We start from the raw sequence: 20281 nt of genomic DNA on the forward strand, positions 1-20281 counted from the left end.
GACCCGGTCCATGCCTCAGGCCGCCGGGATCCTGGCCCTCCGCTGTTCGCGCGCGGCCACCGGGTCGGGGATCGGCACGGCGTCGAGCAGCGAGCGGGTGTAGGGGTGGGCGGCCTCGGCCAGGGACGCGGCGGTCAGGGTCTCCACGATCTCGCCCCGCCGCATCACCGCGATCCGGTCGCTGACCTGCCGCACCACGGCGAGGTCGTGGGCGATGAAGACCAGGGTCAGGTCGAAGTCCGCGCGCAGTTCCGCGAGCAGGGCCACCACCTGTGCCTGGGTGGTGACGTCAAGGGCCGACACCGGTTCGTCGCAGACGACCAGCTGCGGTTCGAGGATCAGCGCCCGGGCGATGGCGGCCCGCTGCCGCTGGCCGCCGGACAGTTGGTGCGGATAGCGGTCGTAGAGCTCGGCCCCGAGTCCGACCCGCTCCAGCAGCCCGCCGGCCCTGGACCTGAGCTGCCGGGAGTCCCTGACCCCGGTGACCCGCAGCGGTTCGGCGACCGAATCACCGATGCTGCGACGGGGGTTGAGGGAGGAGGCGGGATCCTGGAACACCATCTGCAGGTCGCGCCGGGACCGGCGCAGCTGCTGACCGTGCCAGGCGCCGATGTCCTGCCCCCGGTAGAGCACCCGGCCCTCGGTCGGGTCGAGCAGCCGGACCAGGGCGCGTCCGAGCGTGGTCTTGCCGCTGCCGCTCTCCCCGACGATGCCGAGCGACTCACCGCGCCGGATCTCCAGATCGACCTGGTCCAGCGCGTGGATCGAGGCCGAACGGGACGCGCCGCGGGGATAACGGACCGTCAGTTTCTCGGTCCGCAGCAGCACGTCGTCCACCGGGTCCGCTTCCACAGACGGGATCTGAGCCGGTGTCAGCGGAGCGTCGATCCTCGGGACGGCGGCGAGGAGCCGGCGGGTGTAGTCGTGCGTCGGCGTGGCCAGTACCCGTCCCACCGGCCCGTGTTCGACGGCCTCGCCGCGCCGCAGCACCAGCACCTCGTCGGCGATGCCCGCGACCACGCCCAGGTCATGGCTGATCAGCACCAGGCCCATGCCGGTCTCCGCACGCAACTCGTCCAGCAGGTCCAGGATCTGGGCCTGGACGGTGACGTCCAGCGCGGTGGTCGGCTCGTCGGCGACCAGTACCCGGGGGCGCAGCACCAGGGCCATCGCGATCAGGGCCCGCTGCCGCATGCCGCCGGAGAACTGGTGCGGATAGGCACCGTAGCGGGTGGCCGGATCGATGCCGACCCGGTCGAGCGCCTCGGCCGTGCGCTCCCGGGCGACCGCGCGGCTGCTGCCGTGGTGCAACCGGTGGACGGCGGCGATCTGCGCGCCGACCGTGCGGTAGGGATCGAGGCTGGTCAGCGGCTCCTGGAAGACCATGGCCAGTTCGGGGCCGCGCAGCTTGCGCAACTGCGCGTTGTCCACGGTGTTGATGTCGGTCACCGGTGCCCCGTCCCGGTGCAGCCGGACGGCTCCGCCGACCCGGGCGCCGGTGCCGCGGTGCAGACCGAGCAGGGCCAGCGCGGCGGCGGACTTGCCCGAACCGGACTCGCCCACCAGGCCAAGCACTTGGCCTGCGGACAGCTCGAAGTTCAGTCCCTCCAGCGCGGTGACGGCTCCCTGCTCGAAGGAGCCCCCGGGACCGGGGAACTGGATCCGGAGGTTCTCGACCTGCAGAACGGGCTGCGGAACGGGTGTGCTCATCAGATTCTGACTCTCGGGTCGAGCGCCGCATACAGCAGGTCGGCGGCGGTATTGGCGGCGATGACCAGGACTCCCGCGAGCAGGGTGACCCCGCAGACCACGGGCAGGTCCAGCGAGGAGGCCGAGTCCACGGTGAGCTTGCCAAGGCCCGGCAGGCCGAACATGGTCTCGGTGAACACCGCCCCGGCGAGCAGCGCGCCGATGTCCATCGCGGCCACGGTCGCCAGCGTCGGCAGCGCCCCGCGGACGGCGTGCCGGGTGACGATCCGGCGCTCGCTCCAGCCGTAGGCGCGCAGGGTGCGGATGTGGTCGAGGCTGAGCGCCTCCAGGACGCCCGCGCGGGTGAGCCTGGCGTAGCCGGCGGCGGAGACCAGGGCGATCGCCAGCCACGGCAGCAGCAGGTTCTGCGCCCACAGGGCCGGGTTCTCGGTGAACGGCACATAGCTGGGGAAGGGCAGCACCTGCAGCCACACACAGGCGGCCAGCAGCAGGAACAGCGCCAGGATGAACACCGGGGTGGAGCCCAGGGCGAGCACCACGAAGCTGGTGATCCGGTCCCGGAGCGTACCGGGCCGCCGGGCCGAGTACAGCCCGGCGCCGATGCCCAGGGCCAGCCACATCACGGCCGCGCCCAGGGTCAGCGAGACGTCCACCGGGAGGCGGTCGAGCAGCATGCCGGTGACCGGCGCGGCGCTCTGGAAGGAGTAGCCGAGGCAGGGCGCCGAGCACCAGACCGTGGTCGGCCCGGTGCTGTAGCGGTGGCCGGCCACCAGGGTCGACAGGAACGTCCAGAACTGCTGGGGGACGGGCCGGTCGGTGCCCAGGGAGTGGCGGACCGCGGCGAGTTGGGGCGCAGTGCAGCCCTTGCCGCAGGCCAGTACTGCGGGGTCGCCCGGCATCAGGTAGAAGATCGCATAGATCACGGCGGCCAGGGCGAGCAGCACCCCGGCCGCGCCCAGCAGCCGGCGCAGCAGGAAGCGGGTCATCGTCCGGCCGTCCTTCCGGTGGTCGTCGTCGCCTTGGGGTCGAGCGCGACCCGGAGCGACTCGCCCAGCGCGGTGAAGGCGAACACGCAGAGCAGCAGGGTGAGCGCCGGGATCAGCACATAGGTCGGGTCGACCTGGAACCAGGTGGTGGCGCCGGAGAGCATCTGCCCCCAGGACGGGGTGGGCGGTTTGACGCCCAGTCCGAGGAAGGACAGTCCGGCCTCGGCGACCATGTTCCCCGGCAGCGCGAGCGCGGTGTACGTCACCACCGGCGGGACCAGGCCGGGCAGGATCTCCCGGCGGGCGATCCGCCAGGTGCTGGCGCCGGTGAGCAGCGCGGCGGACACGTAGTCGCGCTCGCGCAGCACCATCGTCTCGGCCCGGACGATCCGGGCCGTGGCGGCCCAGCCGAAACCGGCCAGGATCAGGCACAGCAGCAGCGGGCGCGGAAAGGAGGCCGGGACGACCGCGAGCAGGGCGATCGAGAAGAACAGCCCGGGGAAGGACAGCGTCAGATCGGTGAGCCTGCTGAGCAGGGCGTCCACCCGGCGCCCGGAGAGTCCGGCGGTGAGGCCCACCAGCAGGCCGAGCAGCAGTTGGCCGAGGGTGGCCCCGGCCGCGACGGACAGCGAGATCCGTGCGCCGTAGACCAGCCGGGCGAACAGGTCGCGGCCGGTGGTGGGTTCGACGCCGAGCCAGTGCCGGCCGCTGATGCCGCCGAAGTGGCCCAGCGGGCTGCCGCCGGTGGCGGAGTTGAGCAGGGTGTCGTGGAAGGTGTCGGGGTCCTGGCCCTCCAGCCGGGTCAGCAGCGGCGCGGTCAGGGTGACCAGGACGAGCAGGGCGACGGCGATCAGGGCGGTCCGCGCGCCCGGCCGGGACCAGAGCCGGCGCAGCACGGCGGGGCCGCCGCCCGCCGAGCCGGAGCTCGGCAGGGCGGCGGCAGCGGCGCCGGGATCGGACTCCGCGCCGGGTTCGGCGCCGGATTCGGTACTGGCGAGCGTCATCTGACCGGTGCTCACTTGACCGAGACGGAGGCGATGTCGTACCAGCCGCGCCATTCGTCGACGTAGGCGTTCTTGACGTTGGAGCCGTACAGGACCTGGTCGATGCCGGTGTAGAGCGGGACGGTCAGCGCGAGCTTGCCGAGCCGCGCGTCCAGGTCGCCCCACGCCTTCTGGGCGGTGGCGTAGTCGGTGATCTGGTTGATCCGGTCGATCTCGGCGTTCACCGAGGCGTCGTTGTACTGCGCGAGGTTGAAGTTGCCGCCGCCCTTGACGATCTCGCGGCCGTCGAAGATCGGGGTGAGGAAGGGGCCGCCGCTGGGCCAGTCCGCTCCCCAGCCGAACAGGGTGAGGGCGGGCTGGGTGGTGGTGTTGGTGACCTTGTCGTCGAAGCTGGAGGCGTCGATGGCGTCGAGCTTGAGGGTGATCCCGGCCTTGGCGTAGGCCTGCTGCAGGGCGGTGGCGGCGGCCGGGTCGCTGTTGTTGTAGGCCAGCGACACGGTCAGCCCGTCGGGGTAGCCGGCCTGGGCGAGCAGCTGCTTGGCCTTGGCCGGGTTCCCGGTCGCGCCCGCCGGGAAGTAGTCGTAGGGGTGGTAGGCGGCGACGAGGCTGGTCGGGGTGTAGGCGGTGGCCGGGGTGGCCAGCTGGGTGCCGCCCTCGGCGTTGACCACGGCGGTGCGGTCCACCGCGTAGGAGAAGGCCTCGCGGACCAGCAGGTTGTCGAAGGGCTTCTTGGTCAGGTTGAAGGCCAGGTAGTTGGCCTGGGCGAAGGTGCCGCTGACGGTGCGCTTCTTCAACGCGGGGTTGGCGGCGATCTTGGCCAGGGTGGCCGGGTCGAGGGTGGTGTCGGTGCTGATGGCGTCCGCGTCGTGGCCGACCGAGGCGCTCAGCCGCTGGTTGATCACGGCGGGGGAGAGGCCGAGACTGATGTCGATCTTGTCGGGGCAGGCCAGCCGCTGGCTGTCACTGGTGCGCGACCAGTGCGGATTGCGGACCAGGTCGAGCGACTGCCCCTGGGTGTAGCTCGCGATGGTGTACGGGCCGGAGGAGACCGGCGCGGAGTTGTAGTTCTTCCCGGTGTCCTTGGCCTTGGGGACCGGCGCGAACTGGGTCTCGGCGGCCAGGTAGGGGAAGTCGCCCTCGGGCTTGCGCAGATGGAACACGATCGTGGCGGGGTCGGGCGTGCTGACCGAGGCCAGCTCGCCGCCGCCGTTGTAGGGCCCCTGGTAGGTCGCCCCGCCGACCAGCCAGTCGCGCAGGTACGGCGGGCCGCCGGCAAGCTGGGAGGAGAAGGAGCGCTCCACGGCGTACTTGATGTCCGCGGAGGTGATCGCGGTCCCGTCCGCGTACGTCAGGCCGGGCTTGAGGTGGTATGTCCACACCGTGGCGTTCTGGCTGGGCTCGCCGGTGTCGGTGGCGAGGTCGGGGACCACCTTGGTGCCCGCGGTGCCGGCCACGCTCTGCCGGGTGGTCAGCGTCCGGAACAGCAGCCGCGGGATGGCGCCGCCGCCGGAGGTGTAGAGCACGGCCGGGTCGAAACCGCTGCTGTTCTTGCTCTGGTTCAGCACGTACAGCGTGCCGCCCTGGCAGGTGGACGCGGAGAACGCGGCGGAGGAGGAGGAAGCGGACGTCGAGCCGCTGCCGCCGCAGGCGGCGAGCAGGCCGCCGACCAGCAGAGTGGACACGCTGAATACAGCTATTCGGGCATGGCGAAGCATGGTGGGGGTCCTCGAAAGATAGGAGTGCCCTGGCAGAGGCAACCGTGCGGCAGTGGGCGCACACGGAAAGTGAAGAAACGTCAACCCGTGAGGGGATAACCGGGGAATATCAACCCGAAATGGACATCAACACAGGATGTCGGCGACGCTGTGCGCGCTCACGGCGAGCAGGACGACCCGGTAGGTCGTCTGCTTCGGTGATGTGCGCAGCGTGTGCATGGCAGTGATGGTATGCAGATGAATAACTTCAGTCAACACGGCCGTCGGCGACAGGAACGCCCGTTGGCTGACCATCCGTCAGGAGTTCTTTGCGGAGCGGGAGTTGACGGTGCTCTGTCATTCTGGAGGCGGGGGGTGGGCTGCCACCCACCCGGAGCCGACGTACTGGCCGACCTACTGGCCGACCCGCTCGGCGAGGAAGTCCTCCCAGGTGCGGTGGCCCTTGAGGGCTCCGGTGACGGAGAGGTTGTCGGCGGCGCGGTAGGCGCGGCCGACCTTGCCGGGCATCCGGACCGGCAGCAGCGGGCGGCGCTTGCCGCGAGCCTCCAGGTAGCCGCGGGCCAGCTCCGCCACCCCGTACACCGTCGGTCCGACCAGGTCGGGGACCAGGCCGGACGGCTCACCGAGCGTCAGTTCCGCCAGCCGGGCCGCGACTTCGCGGGCGTCGACCGGCTGGAACCGCAGGCCGCCGGGGCAGGGGACGGCCGGGAGCCTGGCCATTTTGCCCACCGTGTCCAGGACCAGGTCGTGGAACTGCGCGGCCCGCAGGGTGGTCCAGGGGATGCCGGACTCCGCGACGGCCCGCTCGGCCCCCAGCTTGGCGCGGAACCAGCCGATCGGCATGGTGTCCGCCCCGACGACGGAGATGTAGAGGAGGTGCTTCACCCCGGCCCGCGCCGCGGCCCGCACCAGGTTCCGGGTCGCCAGGTCGTCGCCCTTGGGGCCGCCGGCGAGGTGCAGCACGGTCTCCACCCCGGCCAGCGCCGGGTCCAGGCCCTCGCCGCCGAGCAGGTCGGCGGTCAGGTACTCGACGCCGTCCGCGGAGGCACGGCCGTGCCGGCTCAGCACCCGCACCTCGCGGCCGGCCTCGCGCAGCAGCGGGACCACATGGCTGCCCAGGGTGCCCGTACCACCGGTGACCAGGATCGTTGACGCCATGACTGTCTCCTTGTTTGATCTTGTCTGACTGCCTCTGCAGCTATGACCCCCGGCCATCAAGGAATGTGACAGCGTGACGGAACGATTCGAGGAGCAGCGCCCGCAGCTGCGGGCCGTCGCCTACCGGATGCTCGGTTCGCTCAGCGAGGCCGACGACGCGCTCCAGGAGGCATGGTTGCGGGTCGACCGGGCGGACACCGGCGAGGTGGAGAACCTCGGCGGGTGGCTGACCACGGTGGTCGCCCGGGTGTGCCTGAACATGCTGCGCGCCCGTGGGAACCGGCGCGAGGACCCGCTCGACGGGTTCGACGGGCGGGGGTCGGATCCGGTCCCCGAGCGCGGGTCGGTGAATGCGGCCGGAGCCGGGGTCGATCCGGAGCAGGAGGCGTTGATGGCCGACTCGGTGGGCCTCGCCCTCCTGGTCGTGCTCGACACGCTGGCACCGGCGGAGCGGCTCGCCTTTGTGCTGCACGACATGTTCGCCGTGCCCTTCGACCAGATCGCCCCGATGATCGAGAAGACCCCGGCCGCGACGAGGCAGCTCGCCAGCCGGGCCCGCCGCCGGGTCAAGGGGGGCAGCCCGCTGCCCGCGGCCGATCTGACCCGTCAGCGCCGGGTCGTCGACGCCTTCCTGGCCGCCACCCGGGGCGGGGACTTCGACGCGCTGGTCACCCTGCTGCACCCGGATGTGGTGCTGCGGGCCGACAGGTGGGTCGTGCCCAGCCCCGAGCCGATCGTCGTCAGCGGCGCGCAGACCGTGGCCGAGGGCGCGATGGCCGCCATGCAGCGGGCTCGGTCCACCGGCCCGGCGCTGGTCAACGGTGCGGTCGGACTGGCGATGGCCCCGCTCGGACGGCTGTTCCTGGTCCTCCGCTTCACCATGGCGGACGACCTGATCACCGCCATCGAGGTGATCGCGGAACCGGACCGGCTGCGCGACCTCGACCTCGGCGTCCTCGACGAGGACGAATGGACGAACAGCGGAGGGCGTTAGGACCCTAGTTGCTGTAGCTGCGGAGCGGCTGGACCAGGACCGCCGTGCGGCGCTGCTCGGCCATGACCCGGTCGTACTCGTCCCAGTCCTCGTGGTCGCCGCCGGCCGCGGTGAAGACCGCGCGCAGCAGCAGGCGCAGGCTCTCCGGGTCCAGCCAGGGCTGGGGGTCGTCCGGGCCGGCCAGCTGGGCCCGGCCCTCGACCGTCGCCCACTGCCAGCCGTGCCGGAAGGTGGCGGAGAGCTGGGGCCGCGCCCGGAGGTTGGCCAGCTTCACCCGCCCGTAGGTGACGAAGGCCAGGACCGGTTCGCCGGTGGCCGGGTGCGCCAGCACTCCGGCGTTGACGACCGAGGACTGGATGGTGCTGTCCGCCCGCAGGGTGGACACCACCGCAAGCCCGTTCTCCTCGCGCCCGAGCGCGACGGCTTCCTCCAACGTCGTCATGTGCTCCCTTTCTCCGCTGCTCCGTGTCAGTGATTGTTCCCGGCCGGGACCGGGACCGCGGCGCGCAACTCCGGGAGGGTGGCGGCGAGATCCGCGTCGTCCAGCGAGCCGGCCGGTGTCCCCTCCTGGACGGCGCGCTGGATCCGTTCCAGCACGGCGGCGTTGGCGGGGGCGGTGCGTCCGGCCAGCCGGGCCTGCAGCACGACCTCGCCGTTGAGGAAGTCGGCCTCCAGCGAGCCGGACCGGACCAGGCTCTGCCAGGTGGAAGCGCCGAAGCGCGGATACCCGGGGAGCTCCTGGACGGTGAAGCCCGCCAGGTCCAGGGTGCTGCGTTCGCCGTGGTCGACGACCGGCAGGCCGGCGTCGGCGAACACCGAGCGCGCCTCCTCGGCGAGCAGCCCCGCGGCCCGGTCGCGCAGCGGGCTGGGCGGGTAGAGGGCATCCAGCACGTTCACGGTGTTGCCGAGCAGCTTGGCCGTCTTCCAGGCGGTGATGTCCGGCACCACCTGGACCGCGAAGGACGCGGCCCGCAGGTCCTCGGCCAGCGGGCCCAGCGCCGGGTGGTCGTCGCCGTGCGGGTAGCGGCCGATCCACAGCGCGGCCGGGAGCGGGGCGGCGGGGTTGACCACCACACCGTCCTCGACGTAGACGGCCGGGACCCAGATGGTGGCGCCCAGGACCTGGGCGAAGCGGCGCAGCGCGATCCGCTCGCTGTCCAGGCCGTTCTGCAGGGTGACCAGCGGCAGCGCGGTCGCCGCGAGGCCCTGGCCGCCGTCGGCCAGGGCCACCGGGCGCCAGGCCCAGTCGCCCACGGTCCGCTCGGTGTCCTGCGACTTGACCGCGAGCACCAGCACATCGCCCTCGGTCAGCCGCACCTCCTCGGGGCCTGCGGCGTAAGGGATCTGAAGGGTCGTCGTACCGCTGGGGCGGACGAAGCGCAGCCGCCCCTCGCGCAGCGCGGCGAGCTGCCCGCCGCGGGCGACGAGCAGCACCTCGGCGCCGGAGCGGTGCAGCTCGGCGGCGAGGGTGACCCCGACCGCCCCGGCTCCGACGATCACATAGCGGGTCATCCCGGGAGCTCCTTGTCGTCGGTACTGGCAGTACCGACGGTATCGGTGGCCGCGGCGCCGGTCAGCGACTTGGCGAAGGGCAGCGGCCCGCCGAGGGTCTCCGGGTCGGCCGCGAGGTCGAACAGGGCGGTGTAGCCGGTGACCAGGTAGAGGCCCTTGGCCTCGGGCTGGCGCGGCCCGGTGGTCAGGTAGACCCGCTGGTACCCGGCGGCGGCCGCCGCCTGCTCCAGCTCGTGCACCACACGCCGGGCCAGGCCGCGGCGGCGGTGCGCGCTGTGCGTCCAGATCCGCTTGAGCTCGGCGGTGTGCTCGTCGTAGCGGCGGTAGGCGCCACCGGCGACGGCCGCGCCGTCCTGGAGCAGCAGGAGCAGCAGGCCGCCGTGCTCGGGCTCGAACTCCTCGGCGGGGTAGCGGTCGAGCTCCCGCTTGCGGCCGGCCGCGCCGGCGACCGCGGGGTAGCGGGTGGAGTACTCGTACTCCAGCTCCCTGAGCAGTGGTTGGACCAGCTCGTCGGCCAGCACGGCGGTGCGGACCTCGTACTGCGGGGCGGTGGTGGTCAACGCAGCGCCCCTTCCGCGGCAGCGCGGGCGCCGGCGCGGGCCTTCTCGGCGTCGCGCTTGGCGACCTCCTCGCGGACCAGCGGGATGACCTGGCGGCCGAAGTCGATGGCGTCGCCGAGCAGGTCGTAGCCGCGGGCGGAGAGGATGTCGACGCCCAGGTCGTAGTAGTCGAGCAGGGCCTGGGCGACCGTCTCGGGGGTGCCGACCAGGGCGTTGGAGTTGCCCGCCCCGCCGGTCGCCGCGGCGGTGGGGGTCCACAGCGCGCGGTCGTAGCGCTCGCCCTGCTCGGCGATCGCGATCAGCCGCTGCGACCCGGTGTTCTGCGGGCTTCCGGCACCGGCCCGGCGGCTCCAGGCCCCGGACTCGCGCCGGGAGTTGATGGTGTCGACGGTGCGGTGGGCCTTCTCCCAGGCCAGTTCCTCGGTGGGGGCGATGATCGGACGGAAGGCGACCTGGATCCGCGGCGGGGTACTCCGCCCGGCGGCCCTGGCCGCCGCCTTCACGGCCTCGATCTGCTTGGCGGTCTCCGCCAGCGGCTCGCCCCACAGGGCGTAGATGTCGGCGACGGCGGCACCGGCCGCGTAGGCGGCGGGCGAGGACCCGCCGAAGGAGACGTCCGGGCGCGGCTGCTGCACCGGGAAGACGTCGGCGGCGAAGTCGTTGAACCGGTAGTAGTCGCCCTGGTGGTCGAAGGGCTCGTGCTCGGTCCAGGCCCGCTTGACGATCTCGATGTACTCGCGGGTGCGGGCGTAGCGCTGGTCCTTGGGCAGGAAGTCGCCCTCGCGCTGCTGCTCGTGGTCGTTGCCGCCGGTGATGAAGTGGACCGTCAGCCGGCCCTCGCTGATCCGGTCCAGGGTCGCGAACTCCTTGGCCGCGAAGGTCGGGTAGGACACATTGGGCCGGTGCGCGAGCAGGATCTGCAGCCGGCTGGTGTGGGCCGCGATGTACGCGGCGGCGGTGCCGGGCTCGGGCGAGCCGGAGCCGTAGGCGAACAGGACCCGGTCCCAGCCGTGGTCCTCGTGGGCCCGGGCCAGCCGCAGGGTGTACTCCTTGTCGAAGGAGGCTCCGCTGCGGGGGTTGGTCTCCGAACCGTCATTGGTGGCGGCGATACCGAGGAACTCGACAGGCATGCTGGGGCCCTTCCGGGGGTGGGCGTGCCGCACAGCCCCGCCGGCGGACGGCACAAGGGGCATGGAGGCAGCAGGAAATGACGACGCGTCAGCCGCGGGGCGGGAGCGCGAGATGCTGATCGGACAGCACGGGGTGGGAGGAGAGTGCGGGACGAGCCGGGCGGAGCGGCTCCCGCTACCGGAGCGCTACCGGCAACACGCCGCGGACCACACCCGACCGAAGTCGATGTGGCACCGGGTGACCAGGTGCTGCTCGGTACTCATGGAGCACAGTCCAACAGCACGCCGGGGCCAAGTCAACATCCGCCCGAGGGGCGGGACGGCCGGGCCCGGCCCAGGGCGTCCGCGGCCAGGATCGCGTCGGCGACCATCGCGGCGTCGACGGCGAAAGGCTCGTTGTGGATGGTCTCGCCCTCGGCCGTGGCCCGCACGGCGATCTGTTCGACGGTGTCGCGCTTGACGTCGGCGAGGCCCAGCTCGGCGAGCGTCACCGGCAGGCCCACCGCGGTGCAGAAGTCGAGCACGGAAGCGGTCTCGCTGCTGGGCGCGCCCTCCAGCACCAGCTGGGTCAGCACCCCGAAGGCCACCTTCTCGCCGTGCAGGTAGGCGTGCGTCTCCGGAACGGCGGTGAGGCCGTTGTGCACGGCATGCGCCGCCGCGAGCCCGGAGGACTCGAACCCGAGGCCGGACAGCAGGGTGTTGGCCTCGATCAGGCGCTCCACGGCCGGGACCACGACCTGCTGCCGGACCGCCTCCAGGGCCTGCGGGCCGTCCGCCAGCAGCGTCCGGTGGCAGAGTTCGGCCAGCGCCGCGGCCGCGCTCGTGGACGCGCCGCCGCGCATGTTGCGGACCCGGCCGGCCACACAGGTCCGGGCCTCGAACCAGGTGGCCAGGGCGTCGCCCATGCCGGCGGAGAAGAGCCGCGCGGGCGCCCGCACCACCACGCTGCTGTCCACCAGGACCAGGGCCGGGTTGCGCCGCACCAGCCGGTAGGACTCGAACTGCCCCTCCGGCGTGTAGACGACGGACAGGGCGCTGCACGGCGCGTCGTTCGAGGCCGCGGTCGGGCAACTGACCATCGGCAGCCGCAGCTCGTCCGCGGCGGCGCGGGCCGCGTCCAGGGCCTTGCCGCCGCCGGCGCCGACCAGCACGGCGCTGCGGTCGGCCGTGGCGGCCCCGGTGATCAGGGCGATCTCGGCGCGGCTGCACTCGCCGCCGAAGCGGTGCACGGCGTAGTCGGACCCGGCGGTCGCGAAGGTCTCCCGCCAGGTCGCGGCCAGCAGGCGTTCCGCGCTGGGGGAGGCGACCACCAGCACCGGTCCGGCGAGGCCGAGCCGGGCCATCTCCGGGCCGAGCGACGCGGTGGCGTCACGCCCCTGGACGTAGTGCCCGGGGGAGGAGAAGACGCTGAGCATGGGGTTCCCTCCACTGTCGGACGATCCACGGGACAGTCTTTCGCGGATCGCGGTCAGGAACCATTCATCGGCACCGGGTTTCCGGCCGGCGCGCGGCCGGGTTCCGCCCTCGGTGCGGCGACCCGGGCCCTGGCCGCCCCGACGATCGCGGACGGCTCGCAGCCGTAGCGCATCACTGCCCCCAGGGCGTGCACGGCCGGGCGGTCGACCAGCTCCTGGACCGGGCGCGGGCGCCGCACCCGCAGCGTCTGCGCCGCCCACGGGGGGAGCAGGCTGACCGCGCCGTTCATCAGCACCCGGACCGCGGCGCGCTGGCCCGGCGTCGGGCCGAAGCCGCGCAGGAACTCGACCGCGGCCAACGCCGCCTCGGTGGCCGCGAGTTCACCGCGCACCGCGGCGAAGTAGCGGCGCACCTCGGCGGTCGAGGCCGGGACGTCCGTCGCGCCGAGCCGCTCGGCCACGACCGCCACCTCGGCGAAGTACCGGTCCTGCTCCGCCGCGGTGAGCCGGCCGCGTCCGAACACCTGGTAGCCGGCCAGGAAGCAGCTGGTCTCGGCGACATGCACCCAGGTGAGCAGCTCCGGATCGGCCGCCGAGTACGGCCTGCCGTCCGGCGCCGTGCCGCGGACGTACTCGTGCACCCGGCGCACCCGGGACAGCGCGGCCTCGGCCGCCTCGGTGGATCCGTAGCTGGTGACCGAGACGAAGCCGGCCGTGCGGTTGAGCCGGTCGATCGGGTTCTGCCGGAAGTCCGAGTGCTGGTCGACGCCGGCGATGGCCAGCGGGTGCAGGGACTGCAGCAGCAGCGCCGCGAGCCCGCCGGTGAACATCCCCGGGATGTCGCAGTGCACCCGCCACACCACGGTGTCCGGGCCGAACAGCCCGGGATCGCCCGGCGGCTCCCGGTAGCGCTGCAGCCGCAGGTCGCCGCCGTGGACGGTGGAGTTCACCCGCGACCCGATCCACCGCCGCAACGACCGCCCGCCGATCACCTGCGACACCGTGGCCTCCTGGATGTGTCCGTCCCTGCCTACAGGGTTCCCGGGCAACCGGGAGGCTATTCCGGGCGCCGGGCTGCCCAGGCCGTGCGGGCGGCGCGGACGGTGAGGTCGTCGCGGTGCAGCAGGCCGGCCGGGCTCTCGCTGCTGAGCAGGGTGTCGAGCGCGGCCAGGTCGTCCGCGGCGAGCTCGCCGTCGAAGCCGCCGCGGATCCGCTGCAGGGACGCCTGGGCGTAGCGGCCGGCGGAGGCGGGCAGCGGCGGCTTCAGGTCGATGGCGAAGCGGCGCTCGGCCTCGACGGTGAAGCCGTTGCGGGTCAGCCGCGGTCCCCAGTCGGAGCCCAGGTGCGGCATGTCCACGGCGCGGCGGGCGTCCATCGCGGCATGGGCGCGGGCCTCCAGCCCCGGGCGGCCGAAACCGAGGTCGTCGGGCAGGAACCGGGGGAAGGAGTCGATCTCGATCGCCAGCAGCAGCCCGCCGGGACGCAGCGCGGCGAACACCTCCCGCAGGGTGCGGTCGGGATCCGCCATGTGGTGCAGCGAGGCGGACGCCCAGACCAGGTCGACGGTGCCGACGGCGGGCCAGTCCGCGTCCAGGTCCGCCTGGACGGTGCTGATCCGGTCGGCCAGGCCGAGCGCGCGGGCCTTGCCGCTCAGGTGCCGCAGCATCTGCGGGTCGCCGTCCACGGCGACGGCCTCGGCCCGCTCGAAGTGCTGGAGCAGGGCGAAGGTCCCGGTCCCGGTGCCGCAGCCCAGGTCGAGGATCCGGCGCGGGGCAGTGCCGCCGGTGAGCTCGTCGACCCAGCCGACCAGGTTGGCCAGGTGCTTGTGCAGGACCTCCGCGTCGAGGTCGAGCAGTTCGGCCAGGGGCGCGTGGTCGGTCTCGCTGGTGCAGTGATGGTGGTGGTGCGGTTGGTGTGCCATGGTTCGAGCCTACGACGGCCTTGCCGGTATGACATACACTCTTGCGTATGACGCAAGACAGTGAGCTCGACGTCCTGGTCCGCACCCGGATCAGGGGGCTCCGGGTGGCGAAGGGCTGGTCGCTGGACGAGCTGGCCGCCCGCTGCTTCCTGAGCCCGTCCACCCTGAGCCGGATCGAGACCGGCCACCGCCGCATCAGCCTGGACCAACTGAGCGTCATAGCAAGGGCGCTGGGCACCACCATCGACCAGCTGGTGGAACCGCCCGGCGACGAGGACGTGGTGATCAGGCCGCACCGTGACCCCGCGCGCGGGGTGACCACCTGGATGCTCAGCGCCGACCCCGGGGTGACCGTCGCCAAGATGCGGATCACCAGACCCGCCCGGCAGGGGGTGGACGAGCTCAAGGTCCATCCGGGGACGGACTGGTTCACGGTGCTCTCCGGAACGCTGACCCTGCTGCTGGGGGAGCGGACCATCCTGGTCGAGACCGGGCAGGCGGCGCAGTTCTCCACCATGGTCCCGCATGCCTTCGGAGCCCACGGCGGCCCGGTCGAGATCCTCGGCATCCTCGACCACGACGGACAGCGCACCCACCTCCGGCCCTGAGCGGCCCGGACGGCCGCGGGCGGCTCAGACGGAGGCGTTCGGCATCGGCGGCAGCGGGAGCGGGAGCCCGGGCAGGCCGTCGATGCTGGAGGCGATGTGGTCCTTCTTCTCGAAGTACGCGCTGAGTGACTCGTCGTCCTCGCGGGCGAACCGCCTGGCGTGCAGATCGCGGTCCTCGTCGTAGCTCAGGTACGGCACGGCGTAGCCGCAGCTGTCGCGGATCAGCTCGGCGTGCACGACGATGATCGCGCGCAGCCCGTGCAGGCTGTCGTCGATGTCGGGGAAGCGGCTGACCAGTTCGCCCCAGCGCGGGTCGTCGCGGAACACCGGCTCGCCCCGGCCGTGCACCCGGACGATGTTCGGCGGCCCCTGGAAGGCGCACCACATCAGCGTGATCCGGCCGTTCTCGCGCAGGTGGGCGATGGTCTCGGCATTGCTGCCGGCGAAGTCGAGGTAGCCGACGGTCAGTTCGTCGAGGACGGCGAAGGAGCCGGTCAGGCCCTTGGGGGAGAGGTTGATCGTGCCGGTGTCCGCCAGCGGTGCGGTGGCGGTGAAGAAGAGGGGCTGCGCCTCGATGAACTCGCGCAGCCGACCGTCGATGCGGTCATAGGTCTTTCCCATGGTCGGATTATCGCCGCCGGGCAGGCCGGTCGTCACTGCGGTTTTGGCCTCAGCGCCTCCACCTGCGCTGCTCCGCCATGCGGCGGCGGATCACCAGCAGGTCCACCACGGCGGCGACCGCGCACACCGCGCACAGGGCGGCGACCGCGGCGTTGATACCGCGGTCGAGGTGCGGCCCGTCCGCCGCCAGCAGGGCGAAGGCCACGGCGCCCAGCGTGAGCAGCGGCGCGAAGACGCCCGCGAGCAGCCGCCGCGCGGGCAGGTCGCTGCGGGCCAGGCGCGGCTCGGAGCCGTCGTGGCTCCAGCGCCGCGCGGCGGCCCGCGACCGCCGGTCGGCCGCCCGCCCGCGCAGGCGTTCGCGCAGCCCGCGCAGTGACTGTCCCCGGCCGTGCGGATACGGCATGCTCGCGACCGCCGTTCCCTCAGGGCGTGGCGCCGAAGTCCACATTCTTGGTCTCGACCGTGCCGGCCGTCCGCCCCGGGGCCGACTGGTAGGTCCAGTACAGGTTGGTGTGCGCGATGACCTGCTCCGGCGGCGGCGCGCCCCAGGCCGACTTGTCGCCGGTGGTGTGGGCGTCGCCGACCAGGGTCACGTCGTACCCCCGGGTGAAGGCGCCGTGCAGGGTGGAGCGGACGCAGGCGTCGCTCTCCGCGCCGACGACCAGCAGCCGCCCGACCGCGAGGCCCGACAGCGCGGCCTCAAGCGTGGTGGCCTCGAAGGAGTCGCCGTAGTTCTTCCCGACCCGCGGCTCGGTCCCGTCCGGGACCAGCTCGGGGACGATCCGCCAGGCGTCGCTGCCCTCCTGGAGCTCCTCGTCGGAGTGCTGCACCCAGACGACGGGGACGTGTTCCCGCCGCGCCTTCTCGACCAGGCCGCCGATGTTGGCGACCACCGCGTCGCGCTGGTGCGCGCCCTCGACGACGCCGTTCTGCACGTCGATGACGAGCAGCGCGGTGTTCGGCCGGTCCTTGAGTGTGGTCATGCTCTCTCCTTGGTCACACCGGGTTTCTGCCACCTCCCACGCTAGACCCGAGCACTGACAACGGATTCCGAGAGAGCGCTCTCTAGCGAGGATCCTGACCGAGTGGTAGAAATGTTGCGAGCGGGCCACCACTACCCGCCGACTGCCTTGGAGGCAACGGATGAGTCAGGTGTCTGTGCAGTTGTACTCGGTCCGGGACGCGTTCGCGGCGGACCCCGCCGACACGCTCGCGCGGCTCGCCGGGATCGGTTTCACGCAGGTCGAGCCGTACGGCGTGGTGGAGAACCTCGCCGCCCTGCGCACCGGCCTGGCGGCCAACGGGCTGAGCGCGCCGACCGCGCACGCGAAGCTGCTCGGCGCCGACCAGGCCGCGGTGTTCGCCGCCGCCGCCGAGCTCGGCATCGGGGTGGTCATCGAGCCGCTGGTCGACGCCGCGCAGTGGCAGGACCCGGCCGACATCGCCGCCACCGCGGCGGCGCTCAACGACGCGGCGAAGGTCGCCGCCGAGCACGGGGTGACGGTCGGCTACCACAACCACTGGTGGGAGCTGGAGTCCCGGATCGACGGCCGCAGCGCCCTGGAGGTGTTCGCCGAGCAGCTCGACCCCGCGCTGGTGCTGGAGGTCGACAGCTACTGGGCCACCGCGGGCGGCGAGGACGCGCCCGCGCTGCTGCGCCGGCTCGGCGACCGGGTCCGCGCGATCCACGTCAAGGACGGCGGCCTGGCCGTCGACGCCTCCGGCCAGGTCCCGGCCGGCAGCGGCCGGGTGCCGGTGACCGAGGTGCTGGCCGCGGCGCCGAACGCGCTCCGGGTGGTCGAGTTCGACCGCTACGACGGCGACATCTTCGCCGGACTGACCGCCAGCCGTGCCTTCCTGATCGGCGCCGAGCAGTGACGGCCGGGCCGATCCGGATCGGCGTGATCGGCGCGGGCGTCATCAGCGACACCTATCTGCAGAACCTCTCCAGCTTTCCGGACGTACGGGTGGAGATGGTCGCCGACCTGGACCTCGCCCGCGCCGCCGCGAAGGCGGCCGAGCACGGCGTGGCGCGATCCGGCACGGTGGCCGAGCTGCTGGACGACCCCGGGATCGAACTGGTCGTCAACCTCACCGTTCCGGCCGCGCATGTGGAGGTCGGGCTCGCCGCGCTGGAGGCCGGCAAGCACGTGTGGACCGAGAAGCCGCTGGCGCTGGACCGGTCCGCCGCCCGCAAGCTGCTGGACCGGGCCCGGGATCTGGGCCTGCGGGTGGCGAGCGCGCCGGACACCGTGCTCGGGGCCGGGCTGCAGACCGCGCGGCGCGCCCTGGAGCAGGGCAGGATCGGCGAGCCGAGGACCGCGCTTGCGCTGTTCCAGTCGCCCGGGCCGGAGAGCTGGCACCCGGCCCCGGAGTTCCTGTTCCAGGAGGGCGGCGGCCCGCTGCTGGACATGGGCCCGTACTACCTGACCACGCTGGTGCTGTCGCTGGGCCCGGTCCGCCGGGTCACCGCGACCGGCGGCCGGGCCCGGGACACCCGGGTGATCGGCTCCGGGCCCCGCGCGGGCACCGAGTTCGCGGTGACCGTGGACACCACGGTGACCGCACTGCTGGAGTTCGCCGGGGGCGGCTCCGCGCAGCTGGTGCTGACCTTCGACTCGGCGCTGCCGCGGACCGGCTTCGAGGTCGCCGGCACGCTCGGCACCGCCGTGCTCCCGGACCCGAACCGCTTCGACGGGTCCGTCCTGCTGCACCTGCTGGGTCAGCAGGAACCGGTGGAACTGCTGCCGGAGGGCCATGCCGCCTCGCGCGGGACGGGTGTGCTGGAGCTGGCCCGGGCGATCCGGGCGGGCGTCCCGGAACGGGCCTCGGGCGAGCTCGCCTACCATGTGCTGGACACCATGCAGGCCATCGAGGAGTCGATCGCCGCGGGCGGGCCGGTGTCGGTCCAGAGCACGGTCGAGGTCCCGGCCGTACTGCCCACCGACTGGGACCCCCTCGCCCGGACGCTCTAGGTCAGGGCTGGTCCTGGTCGAGCGGGACGGTCAGCAGGTTCTGCAGGTAGAAGCGCAGTGAGCCGACGAGGTCCACCTCCTCGCGGTTGGACAGCCACTGGACCTGCAGACCGTCCATCAGGGCGACGAAGGTCAGCCCGGCCCACTCGGGGTCGGTGCCGGCCCGCAGCTCGCCGCGGGCGGCCAGGGCCCTGAAGGACTCGACCGCGTAGCCGCGGGCCATCCGGTAGTGCTGCTCGAAGTACTCGTGCGCCGGGTGGTCGACGGTGACGGCCTCGGCGGCCAGCCTGGCGTACAGGTCGACGATGCCGGGATGGCGCATGTTGTGGGCGGCCAGCGCGACCAGGCGGCGCAGGGCGTCGAGCCCGGGCGGTACGGACAGCCGCTCGCGCTCGGTGTCCTCGGCGTCGCGGCGCTCCAGCACCGCGGCCAGCAGCGCTTCCTTGGTCGGGAAGTAGTACAGCAGGCCGGCGTGGGTGATGCCGACCCGGCGGGCGATCTCCCGGAGCGAGGAACCGTGGTACCCCGCCTCGGCGTACACGGCGACGGTGGCCGTGATGATGTCCTCCCGGCGGATCCGTCCCTTCAGATAACTTCCGGTCACCGGATCCCCGCACCCTCGGCAGCAGCCACGCCTTCCAGTATGCCGCCCGACATGCCGCCCGACCCGCTACCCGGCGGTGGTCGGCGGCGACGGCCTGCGGGTGACCGCGAGCATGGCGGCGTCATCGGCCAGCGGGGCGCCGACATGGGTGTCGAGGTCGGCGTTCAGCGCGGTCAGCAGCGCGTCGGGGGTGTGCAGCCCCAGCTGGTGCAGGTGCCCGAGGCGGGCCGGCAGCGGGTAGAACTCGCCGCCGCTGTCCCGGGCCTCGCTGACCCCGTCGGTGTAGAGCAGCAGCAGGTCGCCGGCCTGGAACGGGAAGCAGGTCGGAGTGTAGGGGTGGGCGGCCGAGGTGAGGGTGCCGAGCCCCAGCGGCGGTGCGGGCTGGGGCACGTCCAGGGCGACGGCGCGGCCGTGGCGCAGCAGCAGCGGGGAGGGGTGCCCGCAGTTGATCATCGTCAGCTGGGCCTGCTGGTCCGGGATGTCGATGATCAGCGCGGTCACGAAGCCCTCGCCGATCTCGGTCGGCGGCGGGGCGGCCGGATCCTGGTCCTCCTGGGCGCCGGGTTCGGCGAGCCCCCAGGCGACGCTGCCCTCCAGGTAGGCGACCAGGTCGGTCAGCGGCGCCTGCCGGTGGGCGGCGGCGCGGAAGGCGCCGAGCAGCTGGGCGGTGTCGCCGAGCGTGCCCAGGCCCTTGCCGCGGACGTCGCCGATGATCAGTCGGGTGCTGCTGCGGGTGCGCGCGGCGGCGTAGAGGTCGCCGCCGATGTGGGCGCCGGTGTGCGCGGCGCGGTAGCTGGAGGCCACGGTCAGCGGGCCCAGGTGCGGTGGCAGCGGGCGCAGCAGGACGCGTTGGGCCGCGTCGGAGACGGTGCGCACCTGGACCAGTTCGCGTCGGCTGTGCTCGCGCAGATAGTCGAAGGCCACGATGAACGCGGAGATCGCGATCAGGGAGACGATCTGGACCTGCAGGTTCGCCGTGGTGATGACCCCTCGGGCGAGACCGATCACCACCAGCACGGTCACCGCCAGGGCGCCGACGCACGCGGTCGGGCGCGGGCCGGCGAAGGAGGCGGTGATGGCGGGGGCGACGACCAGCAGCGGGCCCAGGTGGATGTCGGAGGGCGACAGGATGTCGACGGTGGCGATCACCGCCATCATGGCCAGCGGGATCGCCAGCAGTGCCGGTCCTGACCGCGGCCTCTCCATGTCCTTCATCGCACCCCGCCGCACGGTTCCGCGCAAGCGGGGGCTCAGCGTCCGCAGCGGCGAACCGATGGAGAAGTGCAGTTTTTGCGTAGATGTATCAAAGCATTGCGTACTGCTGTCGATCCGGCTACGTTCCCCTCCGGCGCACTGTATTTCCGTTGT

Annotated in this window: 22 protein-coding genes; 4 read left to right on the forward strand and 18 right to left on the reverse strand. The window is 72.8% G+C overall.

The features are described from left to right. Nucleotides 1-15: 15 nt before the first annotated feature. The 6 genes from ACEZDG_RS28365 to ACEZDG_RS28390 form a co-directional block, all read right to left on the reverse strand. On the reverse strand, nucleotides 16-1710 hold the full coding sequence (locus tag ACEZDG_RS28365) for a dipeptide ABC transporter ATP-binding protein (protein ID WP_380514625.1): 1695 nt from the start codon (nucleotides 1708-1710) through the stop codon (nucleotides 16-18). After that, nucleotides 1710-2696: an ABC transporter permease gene (locus ACEZDG_RS28370; protein ID WP_380514628.1), complete on the reverse strand. Its 987-nt coding sequence runs from the start codon at nucleotides 2694-2696 to the stop codon at nucleotides 1710-1712. The genes ACEZDG_RS28365 and ACEZDG_RS28370 overlap by 1 nt, the downstream gene beginning before the upstream one ends. Continuing rightward, nucleotides 2693-3700, reverse strand: coding sequence for an ABC transporter permease (locus tag ACEZDG_RS28375; protein ID WP_380514631.1), 1008 nt, complete (start codon nucleotides 3698-3700; stop codon nucleotides 2693-2695). Before ACEZDG_RS28375 ends, ACEZDG_RS28370 begins: the two co-directional genes overlap by 4 nt. An 11-nt stretch (nucleotides 3701-3711) precedes the next feature. Continuing rightward, on the reverse strand, nucleotides 3712-5415 hold the full coding sequence (locus ACEZDG_RS28380; RefSeq protein WP_380514634.1) for an ABC transporter substrate-binding protein: 1704 nt from the start codon (nucleotides 5413-5415) through the stop codon (nucleotides 3712-3714). A 126-nt stretch (nucleotides 5416-5541) separates the two neighbouring features. After that, nucleotides 5542-5709 carry a hypothetical protein gene (locus ACEZDG_RS28385; protein ID WP_380514635.1) on the reverse strand — a complete coding sequence of 56 codons (168 nt, stop codon included), beginning with the start codon at nucleotides 5707-5709 and terminating at the stop codon, nucleotides 5542-5544. A gap of 99 nt (nucleotides 5710-5808) precedes the next feature. Then, nucleotides 5809-6573 carry an SDR family oxidoreductase gene (locus ACEZDG_RS28390; protein ID WP_380514638.1) on the reverse strand — a complete coding sequence of 255 codons (765 nt, stop codon included), beginning with the start codon at nucleotides 6571-6573 and terminating at the stop codon, nucleotides 5809-5811. A gap of 73 nt (nucleotides 6574-6646) precedes the next feature. Between ACEZDG_RS28390 and ACEZDG_RS28395 the strand changes: the two genes are divergently transcribed. Then, nucleotides 6647-7567: a sigma-70 family RNA polymerase sigma factor gene (locus tag ACEZDG_RS28395; protein WP_449341739.1), complete on the forward strand. Its 921-nt coding sequence runs from the start codon at nucleotides 6647-6649 to the stop codon at nucleotides 7565-7567. 4 nt (nucleotides 7568-7571) lie between these two features. On the opposite strand, the gene ACEZDG_RS28400 is transcribed toward ACEZDG_RS28395, so the two are convergent. The 7 genes from ACEZDG_RS28400 to ACEZDG_RS28430 form a co-directional block, all read right to left on the reverse strand. Further along, nucleotides 7572-8009, reverse strand: coding sequence for a TIGR03618 family F420-dependent PPOX class oxidoreductase (locus tag ACEZDG_RS28400; RefSeq protein ID WP_380514641.1), 438 nt, complete (start codon nucleotides 8007-8009; stop codon nucleotides 7572-7574). 26 nt (nucleotides 8010-8035) lie between these two features. Next, nucleotides 8036-9079, reverse strand: a complete 1044-nt coding sequence (locus ACEZDG_RS28405; protein ID WP_380514644.1) for a ketopantoate reductase family protein — start codon at nucleotides 9077-9079, stop codon at nucleotides 8036-8038. Next, nucleotides 9076-9639 carry a GNAT family N-acetyltransferase gene (locus tag ACEZDG_RS28410; RefSeq protein WP_380514647.1) on the reverse strand — a complete coding sequence of 188 codons (564 nt, stop codon included), beginning with the start codon at nucleotides 9637-9639 and terminating at the stop codon, nucleotides 9076-9078. Before ACEZDG_RS28410 ends, ACEZDG_RS28405 begins: the two co-directional genes overlap by 4 nt. Further along, nucleotides 9636-10769 carry an LLM class flavin-dependent oxidoreductase gene (locus ACEZDG_RS28415; protein ID WP_380514650.1) on the reverse strand — a complete coding sequence of 378 codons (1134 nt, stop codon included), beginning with the start codon at nucleotides 10767-10769 and terminating at the stop codon, nucleotides 9636-9638. Before ACEZDG_RS28415 ends, ACEZDG_RS28410 begins: the two co-directional genes overlap by 4 nt. A gap of 296 nt (nucleotides 10770-11065) precedes the next feature. After that, nucleotides 11066-12184 carry a glycerol dehydrogenase gene (locus ACEZDG_RS28420; RefSeq protein WP_380514653.1) on the reverse strand — a complete coding sequence of 373 codons (1119 nt, stop codon included), beginning with the start codon at nucleotides 12182-12184 and terminating at the stop codon, nucleotides 11066-11068. 53 nt (nucleotides 12185-12237) lie between these two features. Continuing rightward, a complete protein-coding gene (locus ACEZDG_RS28425) occupies nucleotides 12238-13185 on the reverse strand; it encodes an oxygenase MpaB family protein (protein ID WP_380514656.1) in 948 nt (315 codons plus the stop codon). Nucleotides 13186-13241: 56 nt separating this feature from the next. Then, on the reverse strand, nucleotides 13242-14105 hold the full coding sequence (locus ACEZDG_RS28430) for a class I SAM-dependent methyltransferase (protein ID WP_380514659.1): 864 nt from the start codon (nucleotides 14103-14105) through the stop codon (nucleotides 13242-13244). A 47-nt stretch (nucleotides 14106-14152) separates the two neighbouring features. Here ACEZDG_RS28430 and ACEZDG_RS28435 point away from each other — a divergent pair, with 47 nt between their 5' ends. Further along, on the forward strand, nucleotides 14153-14713 hold the full coding sequence (locus ACEZDG_RS28435) for a helix-turn-helix domain-containing protein (protein ID WP_380514662.1): 561 nt from the start codon (nucleotides 14153-14155) through the stop codon (nucleotides 14711-14713). A gap of 24 nt (nucleotides 14714-14737) precedes the next feature. Here ACEZDG_RS28435 and ACEZDG_RS28440 read toward each other — a convergent pair whose 3' ends face one another. From ACEZDG_RS28440 to ACEZDG_RS28450, 3 genes are read right to left on the reverse strand one after another with little or no spacing between them, the layout of a single operon-like run. Beyond that, a complete protein-coding gene (locus tag ACEZDG_RS28440; protein WP_380514665.1) occupies nucleotides 14738-15334 on the reverse strand; it encodes a pyridoxamine 5'-phosphate oxidase family protein in 597 nt (198 codons plus the stop codon). 49 nt (nucleotides 15335-15383) lie between these two features. Continuing rightward, the gene (locus ACEZDG_RS28445) at nucleotides 15384-15737 is read right to left on the reverse strand and encodes a hypothetical protein (RefSeq protein ID WP_380514667.1); all 354 of its coding nucleotides are present in this window, start codon (nucleotides 15735-15737) and stop codon (nucleotides 15384-15386) included. Between the two features lie 19 nt (nucleotides 15738-15756). Further along, on the reverse strand, nucleotides 15757-16317 hold the full coding sequence (locus tag ACEZDG_RS28450) for an isochorismatase family protein (protein ID WP_380514669.1): 561 nt from the start codon (nucleotides 16315-16317) through the stop codon (nucleotides 15757-15759). Between the two features lie 160 nt (nucleotides 16318-16477). On the opposite strand from ACEZDG_RS28450, the gene ACEZDG_RS28455 reads away from it, so the two are divergent. Then, entirely contained in the window at nucleotides 16478-17212 is a 735-nt protein-coding gene (locus ACEZDG_RS28455) for a sugar phosphate isomerase/epimerase family protein (RefSeq protein ID WP_380514672.1), read from the forward strand. Continuing rightward, nucleotides 17209-18309 carry a Gfo/Idh/MocA family protein gene (locus ACEZDG_RS28460; protein WP_380514675.1) on the forward strand — a complete coding sequence of 367 codons (1101 nt, stop codon included), beginning with the start codon at nucleotides 17209-17211 and terminating at the stop codon, nucleotides 18307-18309. The genes ACEZDG_RS28455 and ACEZDG_RS28460 overlap by 4 nt, the downstream gene beginning before the upstream one ends. Before the next feature lies 1 nt (nucleotide 18310). Here ACEZDG_RS28460 and ACEZDG_RS28465 read toward each other — a convergent pair whose 3' ends face one another. Together ACEZDG_RS28465 and ACEZDG_RS28470 are read right to left on the reverse strand one after the other, a co-directional pair. Continuing rightward, nucleotides 18311-18913 (reverse strand): TetR/AcrR family transcriptional regulator, encoded by a 603-nt coding sequence (locus ACEZDG_RS28465; RefSeq protein ID WP_380514678.1) that lies wholly within the window; start codon nucleotides 18911-18913, stop codon nucleotides 18311-18313. 66 nt (nucleotides 18914-18979) lie between these two features. Then, nucleotides 18980-20119, reverse strand: coding sequence for a PP2C family protein-serine/threonine phosphatase (locus tag ACEZDG_RS28470; protein ID WP_380514681.1), 1140 nt, complete (start codon nucleotides 20117-20119; stop codon nucleotides 18980-18982). Between the last annotated feature and the right edge of the window lie 162 nt (nucleotides 20120-20281).

It is taken from the genome of Streptacidiphilus alkalitolerans (assembly GCF_042511045.1).
In the GTDB taxonomy this organism is placed as follows: domain Bacteria; phylum Actinomycetota; class Actinomycetes; order Streptomycetales; family Streptomycetaceae; genus Streptacidiphilus; species Streptacidiphilus alkalitolerans.